This is a genomic window from Undibacterium sp. GrIS 1.2, assembly GCF_040544435.1.
Taxonomy (GTDB): domain Bacteria; phylum Pseudomonadota; class Gammaproteobacteria; order Burkholderiales; family Burkholderiaceae_D; genus Undibacterium.
Map to the genome: position 1 here is coordinate 50944 of NZ_JBEONP010000016.1, position 22814 is coordinate 73757.

Genomic DNA, 22814 nt, shown 5'->3' on the forward strand with positions numbered 1-22814 from the left:
TTATATACTCCCCTTCATTTTTAATTAAAAATCCGAATTGTCCAGACATTATATGGACGACTAAAATATACACTACCTGAGTATATTTATTTGAATGTGACGTGAGGTAGCAGCAATATCCACTTTCAACTCGCAAAGCTAGCAAAATGAGATCAGATTTGAATCTTATTTCAGTGTTGCTCTGGCAGTCGCCAGATGTTTGCAGAGCATCTCAGTGCCATCTAAAATTCTCGGCCCTGCACGATTCATCCAGTCACCTTTTACGGTAAATAAATTACCTTTGCTGACGGCATTGAGCGTAGTGAATTGCCGCCAGTCGGCGAAGACATCTTGCTGCTCGCCGCCAGTGGTAATAATCGCATCCGGGTTGGCCGCTAGCACTGCTTCGGTATTGACTGTGGGACTGATTTCTTTTAAGCCGCCAAATATGTTTTTACCACCACACAAACGGATTGCTGCCGATACCAGATGCTGATCATTTAAGGTCATCAAAGGTTTGCGCCAAATTTGATAAAACACGCTGACGATTCTTTGTTTTTCTGCTGTGTTTGTAGTACTGACTTGTAAGCCGGACGACAGGCTGGACGACAAGCCGGGCTGATAAGTTTGGCGCAATTTTTCTAAACGATTTCTGAAACGTTGGGCGGCCGCATTGCCGGTCGCTTGCTTGTCAGTCAAAACTGCCAGACGTTCTATTGAACTGGCAATATCTTCAAAACTGCGTGGCTCGCTCTCGAATATCGGGATATGGGTATCGCGCAATTTACTCGCTAGGGTTTTGCCGTTGCCAGTACCCCAGATCACGATCAGGTCGGGTTTGAGCGCAATGATGCGTTCTACATCTAATGCGAATACATTGCCAATCGAAGGGATTTTTTTAGCGGCTTCCGGAAAGTCGCTGTATTCGCTGACGCCGACAATTTGGCTACCGGCACCGGCCTCAAACAACAACTCAGTCGCATGCGGCGCGAGGCTGATAATGCGCTGTGCTGGCTTCGCCAGCGTCACCACATGTTGTGCATCATCAGTCACGCTGATGGCGGCGTGGCCCACGACACTGTGCAAGCTGATCGCTGCCAGTGCCATGAAAGCAGACAGTTTTTTGATGAGACAAAAGTGCTCTCTGCTTTTTGCAAGCTGTGTCATCAGACTTCCAGATTGTCGATCAGGCGGGTGTTGCCAAGCTTGGCGGCGGCGACTACCACCAGCTCCGCCTTCTGCGCAATATCGCCAGCAGACGGTGGTTGCAAGTCGGAGCGCTTGCGTACAGAAATATAATCTGGCTTCCAATGACGATTTGCTAGTTTCGCCATGGCTTTCTTTTCCAGCTCAAAAACATCCAGGTGCCCCGAACGGATTTCTTGCGCAACCTCATTCAGTGTCTGATATAAAACAGGTGCTTCTACGCGTTCAGCCTCAGACAAATAACCATTGCGTGATGACAGTGCGAGTCCATCATCAGCGCGCCAGGTATCGGCAGCGATAATTTCAGTTGGTAAGGCAAACTGCTTTGCCATATTCCGGATGATCATTAATTGCTGGTAATCTTTTTTACCAAACACCGCAACACGGGGCTGGACGCAAGAAAATAATTTCAGCACAACAGTACTAACGCCGGTAAAAAAGCCAGGGCGGAATTCGCCTTCTAAGATATTCCCCAGATCGTCGGGTGGACGCACCCGGTATTCTTGTGGTTCTGGGTAGAGGTCTTTTTCTGTCGGGGCGAACAATACATACACACCTTCCTTCTCCAGCTTTTCTACGTCAGCCTGAAAAGTACGCGGATATTTATCAAAATCTTCGTTTGGGCCAAACTGTAATCGATTGACGAAAATCGAAGCCACAATCGGATCGCCATGTTTTTTTGCCAGACGCATCAAGGACAAATGACCTTCATGTAAATTGCCCATTGTCGGTACAAATGCAGTACGTAATTGACCGCGTAGTTGATCGCGCAATTCTTCGATAGAGGAAATAATTTTCATGAGGATAAGAGTGAGTGAATGTGACGACTATGATTTGATTCGTAGCGAGAGTTTGCTGGCTTAGCGATTAATTAGGGGAGTGCGTTAGTGAGTACGTTGATGAGTGCGTTGGCAAATAAGCGAGTCTCACATAAATCGGTGCAAAAGCTTCTGCCTGAGTAATTTCTATTAAAGTTTCTTTTGCCAGTTCAAGCAAGGCAACAAAATTAACCACCAGCACTGGTGCACCTTTACTAGGATCAAATAGATCTGAAAACTCGATAAATTTAGCGGACTGCAATTTGCGCAAAATACCTGTCATGTGCTCGCGCACCGATAATTCTTCACGACTGATTTTGTGGTGGGCGACAAGTGTGGCTCGTTTTAGCACGTCGGCCCAGGCTGCTTGTAAATCTTGCACGTCGACCTGCGGCCAATGCAATACCGTATTTTGCTCAACAAAGACTTGCGCATGCAAAAAATCACGTCCTAGCTGAGGAACCGCATTGAGGTCGTAGGCAGCTAGTTTCATTTGCTCATATTCCAGTAGACGACGCACTAATTCTGCACGCGGATCGCCTGCTTCGCCATCATCCAGACTTTTGGTGCTGGGCAAGAGCATGCGTGATTTGATTTCAATCAGCATCGCTGCCATCAACAAATATTCTGCGGCCAGCTCCAGATTATGTTTGCGGATTTGCTCAACATAGTCCAGATATTGCAACGTGACTTGCGCCATCGGGATATCGAGAATATTGAAATTTTGCTTGCGGATCAGGTAGAGCAGCAAATCCAGCGGGCCTTCAAACGCTTCTAAAAAAATTTCCAGCGCATCAGGCGGGATGTAGAGATCGTTGGGTAGTTTGAACAGCGGCTCGCCATATAGTTTGGCGAACGCCAGTCCATCAACAACGTTGGGCGTGCTGTCGCTACTGCCAACCAGAGGCAAATCTGTCGCTGACAAAGTAGTGCTGATTGCTGTCACAGCAGTCTTGGCTTAGGCTTTGTTTTGGTACACGTAAGCTTGTTGATCGATATTGGACTCAATCGTGTCTTTTTGCGTCGCAAGATCAATCGGTGCTTTATCCCATAACAAAGCACGACCATCACGCTGGCTTTGCTCTAATTGCGGATTAGCTTTTTTCAGACTTTGAATAAACTGAGTTGCTTCGGATTGGTAAAGCTGAAATTGTTTGGTGAACTTCATAATGATCGCGATCAACAGGTAAAAAAACAATCGAACCCGCATTTTACCCTGTAATGCAGCAGTAATTAAGAGGGATTTGCTTTGTGGCGAGGGAATCGCCCAGATCATGTCAGTTGGTGACAGTACAGCGGTTTTTGGATCGGATACTGAAGGATGTTTCTATATACTCCCTAGCAATCCAATCAAATTATGCCTGATTGTCCAATAAGTATATGGACGATTAAAATATACTAATGGGTAGTATGTAATGAATGGTAGTGTATTAATTAGATGGATACTCAACGATGATTGATGTTTAATAATACAAAGGCGCGGTTGAATATGAGTTAAAGATCGTTTTGTTTAACCCATTTATGCAAGGCCAGGGGTTTGGCTTGCTGCAGATCCAGAATTAGTTTAGCTGGATCTTCTTGCTGATATAGCAGCGCCAAGTGTTCTGCTTTCAAAAATTTGGCATTGACAGTGTGCTGCAGAAAATCGAGCAGGCTATTGTAAAAACCAGCGATATTCAATAAGCCCAATGGCTTTTGATGAAAACCCAGTTGCGACCAGGTGAACATCTCAAACAGTTCTTCCAAAGTGCCAACACCGCCCGGCATGGCGATAAAGCCGTCTGACAATTCCGCCATCATGGCTTTGCGTTCATGCATATTTTTGACGATGTGTAGCTGGCTTAAACCTGTATGGCCAACTTCTTTATCCATCAGGGCTTGCGGGATAACTCCAGTGACTTGACCACCGAGCCGTAAGACTTCATCCGCGATCACTCCCATCAGGCCTACATTGCCACCGCCATAGACGAGGGAGATGCTGTTCGACACCATTTCAGCAGCGAGCTGGCGGGCGCCTTGCGCGTAGGCGTCGTCGTCACCGATGGATGAGCCGCAGTAAACGCAAAGCGATTTTATGGTGGACATGGGATTCCTGAAGCGCGGGTGTTGAGCTTACTGGTTAATTTTATGGGTTAATTTTTTTCAGATATTCTTGCGATAGTTTTTCGAAGACGTTTTTAGTTTCGCCGCGCAAGTAAGGGCTGATTAGCACGATCACCTGATAGCAGCCACGCGCCAGGGATTCGGACATGGTTTGTAGCTCGGTGTATTTGCGAGGATTGCGAACATATTCGTAGGACAACCAATACGTGGCGACCACCACCATGTTGGTCGCAAGGGCGTCAATCTCGATGTCGTTGCCTTCAAACTCACCATCGGTACGCAGGCCATAGCAAAGCTCGGTGGCGACTTTGATTTTGTGCGACAGAATTTGTTTAAAATGCAGTTCCAGATTGCGATTTCTAGACAGCAGATCGTTTAAATCACGATAAAAAAAGCGATAGCGCCAGACCAGTTCAAAGGTCAGGTGCAGATAAGTCCAGATATCTTGAATGTTCGCTTTACGACCTTCCGGGAACGCGAGCTTTTTATTAATTTCTTCTTCAAATTGAGTGAAGATAGAATTAACAATATCGTCTTTATTACGGAAGTGATAGTAAAGATTGCCCGGAGAGATGTGCATCTCTTCAGCAATGACAGTGGTTGTGATATTGGGTTCGCCAAATTCGTTAAATAGGCGAAGTGATAAGTCCAGTATACGTTCCCTGGTACGACGAGGCGTTTTGTGTTGCATGCCGACTCTCTAGAATTATTTTTTCAATAGAATAACATTGAACTGGCAAAGCACAAAAATTGGATAGGGATTTTCCCAAGAGAATTCGTTGTGTTTATAGTGAAACATAAAAATTATTCGCTATAAATGAATATTTGACTGGATTGTAGTTGGCGTTGGAATCAGTCTTAATCTACGAATCTGGTGTCATTGCTTAATTTAACTTCCGCGTGCACCAAGCGAGTTTTCGCTAATTTATCATGCAAAAATTGACCATCTTTATCAAGCTTGTATGTTAGCGCCCAAAGGATAATGTTTGCGGTGACGGCCACAATAGCGAGCCATCCTTTTAATTCGAATTGGTAGGCAATCGCCAGGCCTGGAATAAACCACATCCATGCCAGGCAGTAGCGAACTACTGCTTTAATGATGGGTAATTTTTGTCTCTCGCCATCAATTAGTTTGATATTCCAGGTTTTCATTGCCAAAGTTTGACCACTCCGGCACCAAAAAAACACAAAATATATTCCGAGTATGGCGAAGAGCCAGGCCTCACGAGCGTGGCGAAGGGTCAGTGCGTGCCTACTCTGGGTCCAAACGTCGAATATCATGTCTGCCGTAAAAATGACACCGAACAAAAGCATCGCTTCATAAACCATGCAAATAAGCCGACGTTTTAAGGCTGGTGCTACAGGTGATGGGATAGCAGTATTTGTTGTAGCCACTTGTTACTTTGCCGGAGTTTGAGATACCGACGTGTTTGGTACAGGCAACGCGCTTGCTGGCAAACTTGCCGATTGCGGTGTAGTTACAGCGGCCGGCTTGTTTACCTGTGCTGCCAACGCTGCCTTAGGTGCGCCTTTAATAGGAGCCAGAGGCACTGCTTTGCGTTGAGCTTCTGAGGGAAGGTTTGTTACGCTTTTTTTCTTCACCGCTTCACTTGCGAGTTTTTTCTTTTCTTCTTCACTTAATTTTTGATACTGCTGCCACTGCTCAGATTTTTTTTCTGAGTTTATTTGAGTTGTACGAGCAAAATTTTCTCGTGCTTGCATGCGTTGTTCAGGCGTTAATTTAACCCAGGCGCGCATACGTTCTTGCACCCGAACTTGCTCGTCTGGCTTCATTACTGCATATTTATTTGCAATTTCTAGCCATTTCTTTTTATTTTGCTCACTCATCCGTTGCCATTCAGGCGCGAGTGGGGCAAGTGCGATTTTTTGTGTCGCACTTAATTCCTGCCAGCTTGGTCTAGTCAATGGCGTTGCTGGTAACGCGGTAGCTTTTTGCGCAACAGTTGGCGTCACGTCAGCAGCGGTAGCTGACATGACGTAAGTTACCGACGCTACCACTGCCATGATTAAGGCAAGGACTTCAGTTCTGTTGACCACGAGCAAAGTGGATAAGCGCACGCCTATTCCTCCGCTTTATTCAAATAAGCGCTAAAGCCAGTATCAAGGTAAGCATCAGGTGGCAATTCATCGACTAAAACTGCCGCATCAATTTCTGCTAAATCGCTAATTCTTCTTTGTTGCTCGTATTCGTAAATGCCTGTCAAGCCCATTACCAGTACCAGCAAAGGCAAGATAACGCCCAGCTTACCTAGCCAAGATTGTGGTCCTTGGAAAGAAAACCCCGCATTGCCAGCCAAAACGCCACCAAATGCAAAAACCGCACTTGGCGAAGCTTGCTTTTTGCGTGACATTGCAATTTTGCGCGCATTAGCGAGCCTGTCCAGCGCCGGTGCGGGAATGTTTTCAGCGGATTCGTTTAATGCATGCCGTACTTTGTAGGCAAAGTCGAGGTCTTGCGCTTCTCGTGAGTAATTCATAATGTTATTCCTTTTGCCTTAAGCGATACTGCGAGCGCATGTGTCGCGCGGGAACAATGCGTTTTTACGCTGCCTTCTGAGCAGCCCATTGCGGCGGCAGTCTCTGCTACGTCCATGTCTTCCCAATAACGCATGAGGAAGGCTTCCCGTTGACGCGCTGGAAGTTTTTGTACTTCCTCATCGATAATATTCAGAACTTGTTCACGTTCTATCTTGTCCGCGCTTGATTCCGATGCTTCTGTGCCATCTTCTGCGGCATAACTTTCCAATAAATCAAAATTATCATCGCCTTGATTATTGTTTGGAGTGATACTTGAAAATAAGCTAACCCAAGTATTGCGCACTTTTTCTCTACGAAAAAAATCTAGAATCGTGTTTTGCAAAATTCTCTGAAATAGCATCGGCAATTCTGCCGCAGGCTTATCGCCATATTTTTCAGAAAGCTTGATCATGGATTCTTGCACAATATCCAACGCAGACTCTTGGTTGCGTACGGTATAGACGGCATGTTTGAAGGCGCGACGTTCTACGCCTTCAAGAAAATTGGATAATTCTTTGTCTGTGGCCATCTGTTGGCGTAGCTAATCAATAACTTAGTAATTTTGTTTATCTGTCGCAAAAAGCTATTCTTGCATATTTTTTTGCAGCTATTGGGTTGGCGCACGAGTTACGTGATTGTCTTTCCCTTTAAAAGTGCGCCCATGCTAGCAAAATTCCTTTTCTATGTCCCGTTTTTTGTACAAAGTACCTGATTTGGAAGGGATTTTGTGCTTTAAAAGGTGGAATTTGTCTTGACCAAAATGGTGCAACACAGTACCGTATGAATCCGCCTTGAAATCTCGAGGCAATAAATACTTGCTGGAATCGGCTCACAATGCTGTCCTCTGCAGGTTCGCTCTAATGAAGCAGTTTGTTCTAACCCATGCCACAAGCGTGAGAAGTTGTCTTAGCAAAGCCCAAAATACTGATTGAACGAGTGTTCTAAGCCTTATCTGGAAATATATCCAACGGATGTACCAAGGGTAATGTGACCGCACAAAAAGGAATATCAGCAGACCGCCTCGCTTCGTAATTTCGTCAGGAAAGAACATCCGATCAATCTCCTATGGACCTTGAAAGGAAACGTAAATGAGTTCAGATACAAATACAGAAATAACCGGCGCAGAGATCTTAGTTAAATGTCTGGCCGAAGAGGGTGTTGAGCATGTGTTCGGATATCCGGGCGGTGCCGTACTCTATATCTACGATGCAATTTTTAATCAGGACAAGTTTCAACATATTCTTGTTCGTCATGAGCAGGCCGCGATACACGCAGCTGATGCTTATTCCCGATCCTCACAAAAAGTGGGTGTTGCGCTAGTGACATCTGGCCCTGGCGTTACCAATGCGGTAACTGGCCTGGCAACCGCTTACATGGATTCGATCCCGATGGTGATCATTTCCGGCCAAGTTCCAAGTCACGCAATTGGTCAGGATGCTTTCCAGGAATGCGATACCGTCGGTATTACACGTCCTTGCGTCAAGCATAACTTTTTGGTGAAAGACGTCAGAGATTTAGCGACGACCATTAAAAAGGCTTTTTTTATCGCTACAACGGGTCGTCCCGGTCCTGTGTTAGTTGACATCCCTAAAGATATCAGCATGCACAAGACTACCTATTTCTACCCAAAAGAAATTGAAATGCGCTCTTACAAGCCAGTGGATAAAGGTCATTCTGGCCAGATCCGTAAGGCGGTGCAACTATTGCTGCAAGCAGAGCGCCCGATGATTTATACCGGTGGCGGTGTGATTCTGGCGAATGCGTCGCCAGAGTTGAATAAACTGGTCGATCAGTTAGGCTTTCCATGCACTAACACCTTGATGGGATTAGGCGCATATCCAGCCTCTAGCGATAAATTTGTCGGTATGCCCGGCATGCACGGTACTTACGAAGCTAACATGGCAATGCAGCACTGCGACGTGTTGATTGCGATTGGCGCACGTTTTGATGACCGCGTTATCGGCAACCCCAAACATTTTGCGTCTAGTCCGCGCAAAATTATTCATATCGATATTGATCCATCGTCGATTTCTAAGCGGGTAAAAGTTGATATTCCTATCGTCGGTAATGTTAAAGACGTATTGCAAGAATTTTTGTCGCAATTGAGTGTCGCTGAAACCAAATCTAATCCCAAAGCTCTGGCAGACTGGTGGAAGCAAGTCAATGAGTGGCGCAAACGCGATTGTCTGAAGTTCCCGACATCGACTGAAGTGATTAAACCTCAGTCAGTTGTTCAGAAAGTTTGGGAAATCACCAAGGGCGACGCCTTCGTCACCTCTGACGTTGGTCAGCATCAAATGTGGGCGGCGCAGTATTACGGCTTTGATAAACCACGTCGCTGGATTAATTCTGGCGGCTTGGGCACGATGGGCGTGGGCTTGCCTTATGCGATGGGTGTGCAGATGGCCAATCCCGGTGCGACTGTCGCCTGTATTACAGGCGAAGCGTCTATACAAATGTGTATTCAAGAGCTCGCTACCTGCAAGCAATATCATTTGACCCCGAAAATTATTTTGCTTAATAACCGTTTCCTCGGCATGGTCAGGCAATGGCAGCAAATTGATTATGGTTCACGTTATTCCGAGTCGTACATGGACTCTTTGCCGGACTTTACCAAGTTAGTAGAGGCCTACGGCCATGTCGGCATGAAGATCGAAAACCCAGCTGATATTGATGGCGCTTTAAAAGACGCCTTCGCCATGAAAGATCGTCTGGTGTTTATGAACTTCATCACAGATCAAACCGAAAACGTCTGGCCTATGGTCAAGGCGGGTGCTGGTTTGACTGAAATGCTGCTCGGCTCGGAGGATTTATAACATGAGACATATCATTTCTGTTTTGCTGGAAAATGAAGCGGGTGCTTTGTCACGTGTAGTGGGTTTATTTTCTGCCCGTGGTTATAACATCGAAACCTTAACCGTAGCGCCGACCGAAGATGCCACGCTATCACGCATGACCATTGTGACCTCGGGTTCGGATGACATCATCGAGCAAATCACCAAGCACTTAAATCGTCTGATTGAAGTCGTGAAGGTCGTGGATCTGACCGAGGGTGCGCATATCGAGCGTGAGCTGATGTTGATCAAAGTCAGGGCCGTGGGTAAAGAGCGTGAGGAGATGAAGCGTACAGCGGATATTTTCCGTGGACGTATCATTGATGTCACCGAAAAAACGTACACCATCGAACTGACTGGTAACAAAGGCAAGCTTGATGCCTTCATTGACTCCATCGACCGCACAGCGATTTTAGAAACTGTGCGTACTGGTGGTTCTGGCATCGGTCGCGGCGAGCGTATTCTCAAAGTGTAAACAAACAATTAAAGATTTTTAGTCGGAATTATTGGTAGTCATTAAACGTGCCAATTAAAGACAATATCAAGTTCTAAAATTCTATTTACAAAATTATTAAACTAATTAAATTACGAAGGAATAAAAATGAAAGTTTTCTACGATAAAGATTGCGATTTGTCCCTCATCAAAGGCAAAAACGTTACGATCATTGGTTACGGTTCCCAAGGTCATGCCCACGCACAAAATTTGAATGATTCTGGCTGTAAAGTTACCGTTGCTCTGCGCAAAGGTGGCGCGTCATGGGACAAGGCAAAAAACGCCGGTCTGAATGTAGCGGAAGTGAATGATGCAGTGAAAGCAGCTGACGTCATTATGATCTTGTTGCCAGATGAAAACATCGCCCAAGTGTATGCTGAAAACGTAGCGCCACATGCCAAGCAAGGTGCTGTATTAGCGTTCGCACATGGCTTTAATGTTCATTACGGCCAAGTCGTACCACGCGCCGATCTGGACGTAATCATGATCGCCCCAAAAGCGCCAGGCCACACAGTTCGCGGCACGTATTCTCAAGGTGGTGGTGTTCCTCACTTGATCGCTGTATATCAAGATAAGTCAGGCTCTGCACGTGATATCGCTTTGTCCTATGCGATGGCCAACGGTGGTGGTCGTGCCGGTATCATCGAAACTAACTTCCGTGAAGAAACTGAGACCGATTTGTTCGGCGAACAAGCAGTATTGTGCGGTGGCGCAGTTGAACTGATCAAAGCTGGTTTCGAGACCTTGGTCGAAGCTGGTTATGCACCAGAAATGGCGTATTTTGAATGTCTGCACGAATTAAAATTGATCGTCGATTTGATCTATGAAGGCGGTATCGCCAACATGAATTACTCGATCTCGAACAATGCAGAATATGGCGAATATGTGACCGGCCCTAAAGTCGTCACGTCCGCGACCAAAGATGCAATGCGTCAATGCCTCAAAGATATTCAAACTGGCGAATACGCGAAGAGTTTTATCCTTGAAAATAAAGCAGGTGCACCTACTTTGATTTCCCGTCGCCGTTTGACATCTGAGCATCAGATAGAAGAGGTCGGTGCTAAGTTGCGCGCAATGATGCCTTGGATTGCTAAGAATAAATTAGTCGATCAATCGAAAAATTAATCTGGACAATTACAGATTATCTTCTGGTGCTGACTTTTAGTCTGCGCAAGTTGAAAACAAAAAAGTCGCCTGCCAGGGCGACTTTTTTATTGAAATTTCCTTATTGATTTTAATATACTCCCCGAATTTTTTATAAAAAATAACATATCGTCCAATTAATATATGGACACTCAATATATACATACCAGGAGTATAAATTTATATGAGTGTAAAGTTTACGTAAAATCTGTCATTTATACGGGCTTATGATGTGTTAATCATGCACACCGCTATCTTGCTAATTTATGCTAATCATATATAGCGATTATTTAGATTTCCATATTGAATACACGACGTAAATCATACAGTTTGGTAGGGTCGAATAGCAAAGCCAGGCTGTTTGCCGATAAAGCAATAACGTCTTTCTATCAATACCGCGTTAGACAAAGGTGATGGAATTGATTTTTACTGCCGTGTAATAGACGTTATACTTTCGCCTTACTTTCAATTCATTCATTACACGCATGCCATCTTTCAAACGACGCAAGCCCAAAGGTAGTCTTAAGCTTTTTCCTCGTGGCGCACGTAAAAATCAAGCAAACACATTCAGCGAGAACGGGCAGATGCTTCCTGCCAAACGTCGGCGTGGGATTTATTTGTTGCCCAATGCATTTACTACTGCAGCTTTGTTTTGTGGCTTCTATGCGATCGTGATGGCGATGAACCAACGTTTTGATCAATCGGCATTCGCTATTTTTGCAGCGATGGTGCTGGATAGTCTGGATGGTCGTGTGGCGCGGATGACAAATACGCAAAGCGAATTTGGTGCTCAATACGATAGTTTGTCTGACATGATTTCTTTCGGCGCGGCACCAGCTTTGGTCGCGTATGAATGGTCGCTTCGTGGGATGGATAAACTCGGCTGGTTAGCTGCCTTTATCTACTGTGCTGGAGCCGCATTGCGATTAGCACGTTTTAATACCAATATCGCTGTAGTTGATAAGCGTTATTTTCAAGGTTTGCCAAGTCCGGCCGCGGCGGCGTTGGTCGCAGGATTTGTGCTGCTTATGACCGATCTGAATTTTAAAGGTAGTGAACTTAGTTGGAGTACTTGGTGCATTACTTTATTTGCTGGATTGACGATGGTGACGAATGTTCCTTTTTACAGTTTTAAAGATGTAAATTTTCGTCGCTCGGTTCCGTTTGTTGCACCACTTTTGATCGTGCTTGGATACGTCGCTGTGGTTAAAGACCCACCTAAAGTATTGTTTGGATTATTTGTCTTGTATGGCTTGTCTGGTTACGTTGTTTTACTGTGGCGCTGGCGCAAAGGTCGCCCCATCAGTATTGTTCAAACAACGGTGGAGCCACACGAAGATAAATAGCAATCTGTGTGATAATAAGTATATAGCCGCGCCGCAGAAATGTGACGCGGCTTTTTGTTTTTTGATAATCCAAAAACATAGAAAATTCTAGATTAATTCTGCTATAAATTCTTGCACTTAGAGATAATCACGCTTATAGTCGTTTTCAAGAATTTTATGCCTAAATTTTTAGCAATTTGCCAGTGAATGGTCTTATGAAAACCCACCAGGTTTTCTAGTGACCTTAGCAGCTCCTAAGATATCGACCAGATATCGCGCTATCAATTTACGTTAGCTATAACCGGCTACTTCTCTTTTTTTATCTTCGATGAAGAGAATTAAAAGCACGCAATAGAGTACACAATTAAGCACGCTTCAAAAGTATGTTGCTTATGCTGGTTACTTACACCGATTACCTACGCCAATATTTTAATTTTTATAAAATCAGGATTAGATTATGAGTGATAAATTAATCATATTTGATACCACCTTACGTGACGGCGAGCAGTCGCCCGGAGCGTCTATGACCAAGGATGAAAAAATCCGGATTGCACGTCAGTTAGAACGCCTAAAAGTGGACGTGATCGAAGCAGGTTTTGCTGCCGCATCGCAAGGAGATTTTGAGGCAATCCAAGCGATTGCTACATCGGTAAGAGAACCGATTATCTGCTCATTATCGCGCGCCAATGACCGGGATATTTCTCGTGCAGCTGAGGCACTGAAATCTGCCCAAAGAAAACGTATTCACACCTTCATTGCGACCTCACCATTGCATATGGAAAAGAAGCTGCGGATGACACCGGACCAAGTATTTGAGCAAGCGAAGCAAGCAGTGCGTTTTGCGCGGCAGTTTACCGATGATGTTGAATTTAGTCCTGAGGACGGCAGTCGTTCAGATATGGACTTTTTATGCCGGGTGATCGAGGCCGTCATTGCTGAGGGCGCAACCACAATCAATTTTGCCGATACGGTAGGTTATGGCGTACCAGAGTTGTACGGCACGATGCTAAAAAATTTACGCGAGCGTATTCCTAATTCGGATAAAGCGATATGGTCAGTTCATTGCCACAACGATCTGGGTATGGCAGTGGCAAATTCGTTAGCTGGTGTGATGATCGGCGGGGCGCGTCAGGTGGAATGTACGATCAATGGTTTGGGTGAGCGTGCTGGTAATACTGCGCTAGAAGAAATCGTGATGGCAGTACGGACTCGTCGTGATCACTTCAATTTAGACTGTAATATTGATACGACTCAGATCGTTGCGACTTCAAAATTGGTCTCTCAAATTACTGGCTTTGCAGTACAGCCAAACAAGGCAGTGGTTGGTGCGAATGCGTTTGCGCATGCCTCTGGGATTCATCAAGATGGTGTGTTGAAAGCGCGTGACACCTATGAAATTATGCGAGCTGAAGATGTCGGCTGGAGTGCAAATAAAATCGTTCTGGGTAAATTATCTGGTAGAAACGCATTCAAACAACGTCTTGAGGAGCTGGGCATCGCCTTGGAGTCAGAGGCGGATGTGAATGCGGCATTTACGCGGTTTAAAGAGCTGGCAGATCGTAAATCAGAAATCTTTGACGAAGATATTATGTCCTTGGTCTCCGATGAAGAACATGCACACGGTAATGAATACTATCGGTTTGTTTCTTTGGCACAGCATTCCGAGACAGGTGAAAGGCCAGCAGCAAAAATTGTGTTTTCAATTGATACGAAAGAAGTTACTTGCAACGGCCACGGCAACGGTCCTGTCGATGCGATTGTGAATGCGATTGAATCGACGACGCAAAGTGGCGCTGAGTTATTGCTATTTTCAGTGAATGCGATCACCACTGGTACGCAATCTCAGGGAGAAGTTACGATGCGTCTATCTAAAGCGGGTCGTATCGTAAATGGTGTCGGGGCCGATCCTGATATTGTGGTTGCCTCAGCTAAAGCGTATTTGTCGGCTTTGAATAAATTGCATTCAAAAGTAGAGAAGCTTAATCCTCAGCTGTGATCTAGCTTTAATACAGTCATTACTTAGGTCCGGATGGCATAAACCTACTTTGATCGGGTAAAGAATTCATGTTATAGTCACTCGTCTTACCGTTTTGGTGAGATTATTGTTATCACGATGATAAGGGTTCATTCTCTTGCCATCGCATGTTAAGGAAAATCATGACTTTTGAAAAAAGTACTAAAGCCGCCATCGTTGCGGACAATGCCCGCGGTGTAAATGACACCGGCTCCCCAGAAGTGCAAGTTGCTTTATTGACTGCACGCATCAATGACTTAAACGGTCACTTCAAAGCACATGCTAAAGATCACCACTCACGTCGTGGTCTGATTATGATGGTTAACCGTCGTAAAAGCCTGTTGTCTTACCTCAAAGGTAAAGATTTGAACCGTTATCGTTCACTGATCGAAAAACTCGGCTTGCGTAAGTAATTCATTGCTATATATTTATTACATAGCAAAAATGTTGTAGCAGAAAGCCTGCCTCAGTTCGCTGTCGCAGGCTTTTTGTTGTTTATGGTTTGTAGTTGGTGGTTGGTAATTAGTATCTTGTAATTGAGTCTGTAATTAGTTAATGCAGGAAAGCGAATCCAAGATTCGCTCGCGGTGAGGTGGACGACAGCGCCTGAAAATCTGTCGGCAAAATAGAAAGGACACATTGTGTTTAATAAAGTTACGAAAACTTTCCAGTACGGTCAACATCAAGTGACGTTGGAAACAGGCGAGATCGCTCGTCAAGCCTCTGGTGCAGTCTTGGTATCAATTGAAGATACCGTTGTATTAGCAACCGTTGTTGCAAAAAAAGACGCTAAGCCAGGTCAAGATTTTTTCCCTCTGACGGTTGATTACCTTGAGAAAACTTATGCTGCTGGTCGTATTCCAGGCGGTTTTTTCAAGCGTGAAGGTCGTCCATCTGAAAAAGAAACACTGACATCCCGTCTGATCGATCGTCCAATTCGCCCTCTGTTTCCAGAAGGCTATTTGAATGAAGTGCAGGTGATCATTCATGTCTTATCCGTCAACCCTGAAATCGATCCCGATATCGCCGCTATGATCGGCGCTTCTGCCGCGATCTGCGTTTCTGGAATTCCATTCAGTGGCCCAGTCGGCGCCGCACGCGTGGGTTATATCGATGGTCAATATGTATTGAATCCAACCGCGACTCAGTTAAAAACATCCGCTATGGATCTGGTTGTTGCCGGTACTGAGCAAGCAGTTTTGATGGTTGAGTCTGAAGCGCAACAATTATCTGAAGAAGTTATGCTGGGTGCCGTGGTGTACGGTCACGAGCAAATGAAGGCAGTGATTGATGCGATTCATGATTTAGTTCGCGATGGCGGCAAACCAGAAGTTGAATGGGCACCAGCACCAAAGAACGAGCCATTGATCGCGGCTGTTTCAGCAGTAGCAGAGCCTTTATTGCGCGCTGCTTATCAAACACGTGAAAAGCAAGCTCGTACGCAATTGCTTAAAGATGCAAGTGCGAAAGTCAGCGCTGCATTGACTGAGCAAGCTGCAGCGTCAGGCACATCGGTACCGGATTCTTCCGATGTAGGCAATATCATGTTTGATTTGGAATCGAAAATTGTTCGCTCCCAAATTCTGGATGGTGAGCCACGTATTGACGGTCGTGATACTCGTACAGTGCGCCCGATTACGATTCGTACTGGCGTGTTGCCACGTACGCATGGTACGGCTTTGTTTACTCGTGGTGAGACGCAGGCTTTGGTGATTGCGACTTTGGGTACAGCGCGTGATGAGCAAAAAATTGATGCATTGATGGGCGAGTACACAGATCGCTTCATGCTGCATTACAACATGCCCCCGTTTGCTACTGGTGAAACTGGTCGCGTTGGTACGCCTAAGCGCCGCGAAATCGGTCACGGTCGTTTGGCTAAACGTGCTTTGTTAGCGGCTTTACCGTCGCCAGAAGATTTTAGCTACTCAGTGCGTTTGGTATCAGAAATTACTGAATCCAACGGATCTTCTTCAATGGCGTCGGTTTGCGGTGGCTGTTTAGCACTGCTGGATGCTGGTGTGCCGATGAAGGCTCACGTAGCCGGTATCGCCATGGGCTTGATTAAAGATGGTAATAAGTTTGCCGTTTTGACCGACATTTTGGGTGATGAAGATCATTTGGGCGATATGGACTTTAAAGTCGCTGGTACTGCTGAAGGTATTACTGCCTTGCAAATGGATATCAAAATCCAAGGCATTACAAAAGAAATCATGCAAGTCGCTTTGGCGCAAGCTAAGGAAGGTCGCGTTCATATTCTTGCCAAAATGCAAGAGGCTGTACCCCATGGTAAAGCAGAATTGTCCGACTTCGCACCACGTCTGATTACCGTCAAAATTAATCCAGAAAAAATCCGTGATGTCATCGGTAAGGGCGGCGCTGTGATCCGCGCTTTAACTGAAGAAACTGGTACCCAAATCGATATTAGCGATGAAGGCATAGTGACAATTGCTTCGGTAGATGCAGCTGCGGGTCAGGAAGCTAAACGTCGTATTCAGGAGCTGACTGCAGAAGTTGAAGTCGGTAAAGTTTATGATGGCACAGTACTGAAGTTGCTAGACTTTGGTGCGATCGTCCAAATCATGCCAGGTAAGGATGGCTTGTTGCACATCAGTCAGATCGCTAATGAGCGCGTCAATGCAGTTGCTGATTACCTTAAAGAAGGTCAGCAAGTACGTGTCAAAGTATTAGAAACTGACGATCGCGGTCGCTTTAAATTGTCAATGAAAGCAGCAGCTCCAGAAGTTGAAGCTCAGCCTCAGTAATCTTGACTACCTAAATATTTGCTATGCATGGCTATAGCAAATTCGCTTTTCTCAAAAACGCCTGTGCTTACGCGCAGGCGTTTTTTTATCGCCGTACAATAGTACTTTTTTAAACAGGACAAGATCATGCGCGCAATTGAAATTACACAGTACGGTAAGCCAGAAGTTTTGCAATTGTGCGAGCGTCCAATTCCCGAGGCTAAAGCGGGCGAAGTATTGATTAAGGTGCATGCGGCAGGTATTAACCGCCCTGACGTTTTTCAGCGTCTTGGTCAGTATCCTGTTCCTCCGGGGGCGTCTGATTTGCCGGGCTTAGAAGTCGCAGGCGAGATTGTTGGCGGTGATTTGGGCGACTCTGGATTTAAAAAAGGTGATTTGGTCTGCGCTCTTGTACAGGGTGGTGGCTATGCGGAATATTGTGTAGCTCCGGCGCAGCAATGCCTGCTTTTGCCGGAAGGACTCTCTTTAATGGAGGCGGCCTCGTTGCCGGAAACCTATTTTACGGTCTGGAGTAATGTTTTTGATCGTGCCAGATTAACCCAAGGAGAAACTTTTCTAGTGCAGGGCGGTACCTCGGGTATCGGCGTAACCGCCATCCAAATCGCTGCGGCTCTTGGGCATCGTGTGTTTGCCACTGCTGGCTCGGATGATAAGTGCCGTGCGACCGAGAGCCTAGGGGCTGAGCGTGGTATCAATTATCGGAATGAAGATTTTGTAGAGATCATCAAATCGCTTACTGACAATAAAGGGGTCAATGTGATTTTGGATATGGTTGCCGGAGACTATATCCCGCGTGAAATCAATTGCCTAGCAGATGATGGACGTCTTGCGATCATCGCTTTGCTGGGTGGTGCTCGGGCGGAGCTGGATCTGGGGCAGGTATTGCGCAGAAGATTGACAATTACCGGTTCAACTTTGAGGCCGCGTTCGGTTGCGTTTAAAGGGGCGGTTGCGCAGCAATTGAAGGCGCATGTCTGGCCTTTGCTTGTATCTGGAAAAATAAAGCCCGTGATACATCAAATTTTTCCATTAGGGCAGGCTGCTCAAGCACACAGTTTGATGGAGTCCAGCTTGCATGTGGGTAAGATTATGTTACAGGTTTGTGAGTAATAAAATAAATTAAGAATAGATCATAAATATACTCCCCTTACTTTTTGTATAAATAGTCTTATTGCCCATTAAATCATTGGACATATTTAATATACTAACTGGGAGTATACTTATGTCTTTTGACTTCCAAAGCGATATTGCCGATGCTTTTGGTTAATTGATTGACTCAAATATTTATTTGAGTTGCAGTGCATTCACTTTTTTTGGCATCGTGAATTTGACCCCTCTTGCTCAGGCGGCTACAATAGACGGTTAATTAAATTTTAGGCTGCTATGCGACGCAAACTGATAGCTGGTAACTGGAAAATGAACGGCAGTTTTGCTGCCAATAAAGCACTTTTATCAGGGTTGCGTGCGGGTTTAAACCCAAATGCGGCTTGTGATGTTCTGGTCTGTGCTCCCGCACCATATTTGGCGCAATGTGCGGATGATTTGACTGGTAGTGGTATTTTCTCTGGCGCTCAAGATGTTTCTATGCACGGCTCGGGCGCTTATACGGGTGAAGTATCTGCTGGAATGCTGGTGGATTGCGGATGTTCTTATGTGATTGTTGGGCATTCTGAGCGTCGCGCCTATCATCATGAGTCTAATGATCTGGTAGCGCAAAAAGCTTTGCAGGCATTGAACGCAGGTTTGCATCCAATTGTTTGTGTCGGTGAGACTCTGGAGCAGCGCGAGTCGGGACAAACTAATGCGGTTGTTTCAAGTCAATTACAGGCGGTATTGGATTTGATTGGTGTTGATGCACTGGCAAATATTGTGATTGCTTATGAGCCAGTTTGGGCGATAGGGACAGGTAAAACTGCGACTCCGCAAATGGCGCAAGATGTTCATGCAGTGCTTCGTCAGCAATTGATTGGTAAGGATGTTAACCTGGCTGCTGGCATGCAAATATTGTATGGCGGAAGTATGAAGCCCGATAACGCAAAAGAGCTATTGGTGATGGCTGATATCGATGGCGGTCTTATCGGTGGTGCTGCCTTGAAAGCGGCTGATTTTCTCGCAATTGTCGACGCCGTCTAATTTTTTAGGGTGTTGAGAGATTGTTCTTTGTTTTACGATTAATTTAATTAGGTGTTTTGAATGCATACTTTGTTTACGGTGGTAGTGATTGTTCAGGTTTTGTCTGCGCTGGCAATTATCGGTCTGGTTCTTTTGCAGCACGGCAAGGGCGCGGATATGGGGGCATCATTTGGCTCCGGTGCTTCAGGTAGCTTGTTTGGCGCCACTGGATCCTCTAATTTTTTATCTAAGTCCACAGGTCTTGCTGCCGCGATTTTCTTTGGCGCGACTTTGGCGTTAGCTTACATCGGCACTAATCGTTCAGTGTCAGGTGGCGTCATGGATAATTTGCCTGCATCCAAGTCTGCTCCGGCTTCTACTAGTGCTGCTGCCTCTGCTTCTGCTCCCGTCGTTGCTGCTCCTGCAAGTACTGCGGGTCAGGTAAATCAGATTCCTAAGTAAGCCAGTTTTTGTACCGTAAAAAGATTGAATAACTGCAATTGTGCGTTGAACAATTGCAGTTGGTATAGTAGAATGCTGGGCTTAAGCCGACGTGGTGAAATTGGTAGACACGCTATCTTGAGGGGGTAGTGGCGAAAGCTGTACGAGTTCGAGTCTCGTCGTCGGCACCAATAAAATACGGTCAGATTTACATGCTGACTTGGTCGAGGAAGTTAGTCATTTTTAGTTTGTTATGCTTTGGTATGATTTGCTTTAATGTGACGTTTAAATACAGGTAGCCTAACGTGAACCTCGAAAATTATTTCCCTGTTCTTCTCTTTATTCTGGTTGGTATTGCGGTCGGTATCGTTCCGCAAATTTTAGGGCGCATACTTGCCCCCTTCAAGCCAGATAGTCAAAAAACATCTCCCTATGAATGTGGCTTTGAGGCCTTCGAAGATGCGCGCATGAAGTTTGATGTGCGCTACTACCTCGTTGCTATTTTGTTTATTTTGTTTGATTTGGAAACTGCTTTTTTCTTCCCTTGGGCCGTAGCAATGCGCGATTTGGGTTGGTCGGGTTTTCTGATTATGCTTGGATTTATTTTGGAATTTGCCGTGGGCTTTTGGTACATCTGGAAAAAGGGCGCCCTCGATTGGGAGTAATGGATTATGGCTATTGAAGGTGTATTAAGCGAAGGTTTCGTCACGACCACGGCGGATAAGCTCATCAATTGGACGCGCACAGGTTCAATGTGGCCGATGACATTTGGTTTGGCGTGTTGCGCGGTTGAGATGATGCATGCCGGTGCTTCGCGTTATGATCTTGACCGTTTTGGCGTCGTCTTCCGACCATCTCCACGTCAATCCGATGTCATGATTGTGGCAGGTACTTTGTGTAATAAAATGGCTCCCGCTTTGCGTAAGGTTTATGATCAGATGGCAGAGCCGCGCTGGGTTATCTCTATGGGTTCTTGTGCTAATGGCGGTGGTTATTATCATTATTCATACTCAGTAGTTCGCGGTTGTGACCGGATTGTTCCTGTGGATATTTACGTGCCCGGCTGCCCTCCGACCGCTGAAGCTCTTTTGTACGGCATTATTCAGTTGCAAAATAAGATTAAACGTACCAATACGATTGCGCGCTAATCCAGCCAATTCAAGTGAATCAAGCGATTTAGGGCGGCACTTACTATGACTACAAAATTAGAAATCCTCGATACTGCTGTAAAAGATGTGTTGGGCGACAGATTGTTGCGATCTACCCTTGCTTTGGGGGAGTTGACGATAGTCGTAGCGCCGACAGCGTATTTGCAGGTTATGAGGGATTTGCGCGATCACGCGTCTACTCAGTTCGAAGAGTTGATTGATTTGTGCGGTGTCGATTACTCTACATACGGCGATGGTGCTTGGGACGGTGCTCGTTTTGCGGTTGTTTCGCACTTGCTGTCAGTTCATCATAACTGGCGTTTGCGAGTCAGAGTATTTGCTGCAGATGACGAGATGCCAGTCGTGCCTTCCCTGATAGATGTGTGGAATGCGGCTAATTGGTACGAGCGAGAAGCATTCGACTTTTTTGGTATTTTGTTTGATGGTCACAATGATTTGCGTCGGATTCTTACTGACTATGGTTTCATCGGTCATCCTTTCCGTAAAGATTTCCCAGTCTCGGGTTATGTGGAAATGCGCTATGACCCTGAGCAAAAGCGAGTTGTTTATCAGCCAGTAACGATAGATCCGCGTGAGAACATACCGCGCATTATTCGTGAAGAACACTATGGGATCAAATAATGGCTGAAATTAAAAATTACACATTAAATTTTGGTCCGCAACATCCTGCTGCGCATGGTGTGTTACGTCTTGTGCTTGAGTTGGATGGTGAGGTAATTCAGCGAGCTGACCCTCATATTGGATTGTTGCATCGCGGTACTGAGAAGTTGGCAGAGCAAAAAACCTATTTGCAATCTGTGCCATATATGGATCGACTCGATTATGTGTCGATGATGGCCAACGAGCATGCATATGTGATGGCGATAGAAAAAATGCTTGGTTTGGAAGTGCCATTAAGAGCCCAATATATTCGCGTAATGTTTGACGAAATTACTCGTCTTCTAAATCACTTATTGTGGATAGGTGCGCATGCGCTTGACGTTGGTGCGATGGCCGTATTTCTGTACGCTTTCCGTGAGCGCGAAGATTTGATGGACTGCTACGAGGCTGTCTCAGGCGCTCGTTTGCATGCTGCGTACTATCGTCCTGGTGGCGTGTATCGCGATTTACCTGAGCAGATGCCAAAGTTCACTACTTCACAGCTGAAGAATGACAAGGCGATGCGTGCATTGAATGAAAATCGTCAAGGATCTTTGCTCGATTTTATTGAAGATTTTACTAATCGCTTCCCAACCTATGTTGATGAATACGAAACCTTGTTGACTGATAATCGAATTTGGAAGCAGCGGTTGGTAGGGATTGGAGTTGTTTCTCCTGAGCGTGCTAAGGCGATGGGCTTTACTGGCCCAATGTTGCGTGGCTCTGGTATTGAGTGGGATCTCCGTAAAAAACAGCCCTATGAAGTTTACGACTTGTTAGATTTTGATATTCCTGTCGGTGTTAACGGGGATAGTTATGATCGCTACCTCGTTCGCGTTGAGGAAATGCGCCAATCAAACCGCATTATCAAGCAATGCGTTGAATGGCTGCGCAATAATTCCGGCCCCGTGATTAGTGCAAATCATAAAGTTGCGCCTCCTTCACGTGTGAATATGAAGTCCAACATGGAAGAATTGATCCATCACTTCAAATTATTTACTGAAGGTTTTCATGTTCCTGCTGGTGAGGCTTATGCTGCAGTTGAGCATCCAAAGGGTGAGTTTGGTATTTATCTGATGTCTGATGGTGCTAATAAGCCTTATCGTCTAAAAATTCGTGCACCCGGATTTGCGCATTTGCAGGGTTTGGATGAGATGGCAAAAGGTCATATGATTGCTGATGCGGTGACGATTATCGGTACGCAAGATATTGTGTTTGGTGAAATTGACCGCTAGATT

24 protein-coding genes and 1 tRNA gene are annotated in these 22814 nt (G+C 45.5%); 15 read left to right on the forward strand and 10 right to left on the reverse strand.

Going from position 1 to position 22814, the window contains the following annotated elements; genetic code table 11:
• Positions 1–165: 165 nt before the first annotated feature.
• From AAKU61_RS09095 to AAKU61_RS09140, 10 genes are all read right to left on the reverse strand, one after another.
• Complete coding sequence (locus AAKU61_RS09095) at positions 166–1146, reverse strand: cobalamin-binding protein (RefSeq protein WP_354331533.1); 981 nt, start codon at positions 1144–1146, stop codon at positions 166–168.
• Complete coding sequence (panC, locus tag AAKU61_RS09100; protein WP_354331535.1) at positions 1146–1985, reverse strand: pantoate--beta-alanine ligase; 840 nt, start codon at positions 1983–1985, stop codon at positions 1146–1148. The genes AAKU61_RS09095 and panC overlap by 1 nt, the downstream gene beginning before the upstream one ends.
• Before the next feature lie 67 nt (positions 1986–2052).
• Positions 2053–2940, reverse strand: a complete 888-nt coding sequence (locus tag AAKU61_RS09105; RefSeq protein WP_354331603.1) for a segregation and condensation protein A — start codon at positions 2938–2940, stop codon at positions 2053–2055.
• A gap of 21 nt (positions 2941–2961) precedes the next feature.
• Positions 2962–3171 (reverse strand): DUF3460 family protein, encoded by a 210-nt coding sequence (locus AAKU61_RS09110; protein WP_322118126.1) that lies wholly within the window; start codon positions 3169–3171, stop codon positions 2962–2964.
• Positions 3172–3497: 326 nt separating this feature from the next.
• Positions 3498–4079: an LOG family protein gene (locus tag AAKU61_RS09115; RefSeq protein ID WP_354331605.1), complete on the reverse strand. Its 582-nt coding sequence runs from the start codon at positions 4077–4079 to the stop codon at positions 3498–3500.
• Between the two features lie 49 nt (positions 4080–4128).
• On the reverse strand, positions 4129–4797 hold the full coding sequence (locus AAKU61_RS09120; protein WP_322119461.1) for a TetR/AcrR family transcriptional regulator: 669 nt from the start codon (positions 4795–4797) through the stop codon (positions 4129–4131).
• 167 nt (positions 4798–4964) lie between these two features.
• Positions 4965–5501: an RDD family protein gene (locus AAKU61_RS09125; RefSeq protein WP_354331537.1), complete on the reverse strand. Its 537-nt coding sequence runs from the start codon at positions 5499–5501 to the stop codon at positions 4965–4967.
• 3 nt (positions 5502–5504) lie between these two features.
• Entirely contained in the window at positions 5505–6185 is a 681-nt protein-coding gene (locus AAKU61_RS09130; protein ID WP_354331539.1) for a DUF3106 domain-containing protein, read from the reverse strand.
• 2 nt (positions 6186–6187) lie between these two features.
• Complete coding sequence (locus tag AAKU61_RS09135) at positions 6188–6604, reverse strand: DUF3619 family protein (RefSeq protein ID WP_322119458.1); 417 nt, start codon at positions 6602–6604, stop codon at positions 6188–6190.
• Positions 6601–7173 carry an RNA polymerase sigma factor gene (locus AAKU61_RS09140; protein WP_322119457.1) on the reverse strand — a complete coding sequence of 191 codons (573 nt, stop codon included), beginning with the start codon at positions 7171–7173 and terminating at the stop codon, positions 6601–6603. The genes AAKU61_RS09135 and AAKU61_RS09140 overlap by 4 nt, the downstream gene beginning before the upstream one ends.
• A gap of 559 nt (positions 7174–7732) precedes the next feature.
• Between AAKU61_RS09140 and AAKU61_RS09145 the strand changes: the two genes are divergently transcribed.
• The 15 genes from AAKU61_RS09145 to AAKU61_RS09215 all read left to right on the forward strand — a co-directional run bounded on the left by AAKU61_RS09145 (position 7733) and on the right by AAKU61_RS09215 (position 22811).
• Positions 7733–9460 (forward strand): acetolactate synthase 3 catalytic subunit, encoded by a 1728-nt coding sequence (locus tag AAKU61_RS09145; RefSeq protein WP_354331541.1) that lies wholly within the window; start codon positions 7733–7735, stop codon positions 9458–9460.
• A gap of 1 nt (position 9461) precedes the next feature.
• Positions 9462–9953, forward strand: coding sequence for an acetolactate synthase small subunit (gene ilvN, locus AAKU61_RS09150; protein WP_188565843.1), 492 nt, complete (start codon positions 9462–9464; stop codon positions 9951–9953).
• 126 nt (positions 9954–10079) lie between these two features.
• Positions 10080–11096: a ketol-acid reductoisomerase gene (gene ilvC / locus AAKU61_RS09155; RefSeq protein ID WP_322119455.1), complete on the forward strand. Its 1017-nt coding sequence runs from the start codon at positions 10080–10082 to the stop codon at positions 11094–11096.
• 503 nt (positions 11097–11599) lie between these two features.
• A complete protein-coding gene (gene pssA, locus AAKU61_RS09160; protein ID WP_354331544.1) occupies positions 11600–12460 on the forward strand; it encodes a CDP-diacylglycerol--serine O-phosphatidyltransferase in 861 nt (286 codons plus the stop codon).
• A gap of 436 nt (positions 12461–12896) precedes the next feature.
• Complete coding sequence (locus AAKU61_RS09165; RefSeq protein WP_322119453.1) at positions 12897–14435, forward strand: 2-isopropylmalate synthase; 1539 nt, start codon at positions 12897–12899, stop codon at positions 14433–14435.
• Between the two features lie 161 nt (positions 14436–14596).
• A complete protein-coding gene (gene rpsO / locus AAKU61_RS09170; protein ID WP_322119452.1) occupies positions 14597–14866 on the forward strand; it encodes a 30S ribosomal protein S15 in 270 nt (89 codons plus the stop codon).
• A 228-nt stretch (positions 14867–15094) separates the two neighbouring features.
• On the forward strand, positions 15095–17215 hold the full coding sequence (pnp, locus tag AAKU61_RS09175) for a polyribonucleotide nucleotidyltransferase (RefSeq protein WP_354331547.1): 2121 nt from the start codon (positions 15095–15097) through the stop codon (positions 17213–17215).
• A gap of 126 nt (positions 17216–17341) precedes the next feature.
• Positions 17342–18325: an NAD(P)H-quinone oxidoreductase gene (locus AAKU61_RS09180; protein WP_354331549.1), complete on the forward strand. Its 984-nt coding sequence runs from the start codon at positions 17342–17344 to the stop codon at positions 18323–18325.
• Between the two features lie 273 nt (positions 18326–18598).
• The gene (gene tpiA / locus AAKU61_RS09185; protein ID WP_354331551.1) at positions 18599–19348 is read left to right on the forward strand and encodes a triose-phosphate isomerase; all 750 of its coding nucleotides are present in this window, start codon (positions 18599–18601) and stop codon (positions 19346–19348) included.
• A 60-nt stretch (positions 19349–19408) separates the two neighbouring features.
• Positions 19409–19789, forward strand: coding sequence for a preprotein translocase subunit SecG (gene secG / locus AAKU61_RS09190; RefSeq protein ID WP_354331553.1), 381 nt, complete (start codon positions 19409–19411; stop codon positions 19787–19789).
• 85 nt (positions 19790–19874) lie between these two features.
• Positions 19875–19959, forward strand: a tRNA-Leu gene (locus tag AAKU61_RS09195).
• Positions 19960–20073: 114 nt separating this feature from the next.
• Positions 20074–20433 (forward strand): NADH-quinone oxidoreductase subunit A, encoded by a 360-nt coding sequence (locus tag AAKU61_RS09200; RefSeq protein WP_322119447.1) that lies wholly within the window; start codon positions 20074–20076, stop codon positions 20431–20433.
• Between the two features lie 6 nt (positions 20434–20439).
• Positions 20440–20916 (forward strand): NuoB/complex I 20 kDa subunit family protein, encoded by a 477-nt coding sequence (locus AAKU61_RS09205; RefSeq protein ID WP_262835880.1) that lies wholly within the window; start codon positions 20440–20442, stop codon positions 20914–20916.
• A 45-nt stretch (positions 20917–20961) separates the two neighbouring features.
• A complete protein-coding gene (locus tag AAKU61_RS09210; protein ID WP_354331555.1) occupies positions 20962–21558 on the forward strand; it encodes an NADH-quinone oxidoreductase subunit C in 597 nt (198 codons plus the stop codon).
• Positions 21558–22811: an NADH-quinone oxidoreductase subunit D gene (locus AAKU61_RS09215; protein WP_322119445.1), complete on the forward strand. Its 1254-nt coding sequence runs from the start codon at positions 21558–21560 to the stop codon at positions 22809–22811. Before AAKU61_RS09210 ends, AAKU61_RS09215 begins: the two co-directional genes overlap by 1 nt.
• Positions 22812–22814 lie beyond the last annotated feature (3 nt).

Coding starts and splice junctions, on each gene's coding strand:
- AAKU61_RS09215 (WP_322119445.1), top strand. CDS start 21,558: ATGGCTGAAATTAAAAATTACACATTAAATTTTGGTCCGCAACATCCT.
- pssA (WP_354331544.1), top strand. CDS start 11,600: ATGCCATCTTTCAAACGACGCAAGCCCAAAGGTAGTCTTAAGCTTTTT.
- AAKU61_RS09145 (WP_354331541.1), top strand. CDS start 7,733: ATGAGTTCAGATACAAATACAGAAATAACCGGCGCAGAGATCTTAGTT.
- AAKU61_RS09095 (WP_354331533.1), bottom strand. CDS start 1,146: ATGACACAGCTTGCAAAAAGCAGAGAGCACTTTTGTCTCATCAAAAAA.
- ilvC (WP_322119455.1), top strand. CDS start 10,080: ATGAAAGTTTTCTACGATAAAGATTGCGATTTGTCCCTCATCAAAGGC.
- tpiA (WP_354331551.1), top strand. CDS start 18,599: ATGCGACGCAAACTGATAGCTGGTAACTGGAAAATGAACGGCAGTTTT.
- AAKU61_RS09205 (WP_262835880.1), top strand. CDS start 20,440: ATGGCTATTGAAGGTGTATTAAGCGAAGGTTTCGTCACGACCACGGCG.
- AAKU61_RS09210 (WP_354331555.1), top strand. CDS start 20,962: ATGACTACAAAATTAGAAATCCTCGATACTGCTGTAAAAGATGTGTTG.
- secG (WP_354331553.1), top strand. CDS start 19,409: ATGCATACTTTGTTTACGGTGGTAGTGATTGTTCAGGTTTTGTCTGCG.
- AAKU61_RS09180 (WP_354331549.1), top strand. CDS start 17,342: ATGCGCGCAATTGAAATTACACAGTACGGTAAGCCAGAAGTTTTGCAA.
- AAKU61_RS09165 (WP_322119453.1), top strand. CDS start 12,897: ATGAGTGATAAATTAATCATATTTGATACCACCTTACGTGACGGCGAG.
- AAKU61_RS09110 (WP_322118126.1), bottom strand. CDS start 3,171: ATGAAGTTCACCAAACAATTTCAGCTTTACCAATCCGAAGCAACTCAG.
- rpsO (WP_322119452.1), top strand. CDS start 14,597: ATGACTTTTGAAAAAAGTACTAAAGCCGCCATCGTTGCGGACAATGCC.
- AAKU61_RS09135 (WP_322119458.1), bottom strand. CDS start 6,604: ATGAATTACTCACGAGAAGCGCAAGACCTCGACTTTGCCTACAAAGTA.
- panC (WP_354331535.1), bottom strand. CDS start 1,985: ATGAAAATTATTTCCTCTATCGAAGAATTGCGCGATCAACTACGCGGT.
- AAKU61_RS09140 (WP_322119457.1), bottom strand. CDS start 7,173: ATGGCCACAGACAAAGAATTATCCAATTTTCTTGAAGGCGTAGAACGT.
- AAKU61_RS09120 (WP_322119461.1), bottom strand. CDS start 4,797: ATGCAACACAAAACGCCTCGTCGTACCAGGGAACGTATACTGGACTTA.
- ilvN (WP_188565843.1), top strand. CDS start 9,462: ATGAGACATATCATTTCTGTTTTGCTGGAAAATGAAGCGGGTGCTTTG.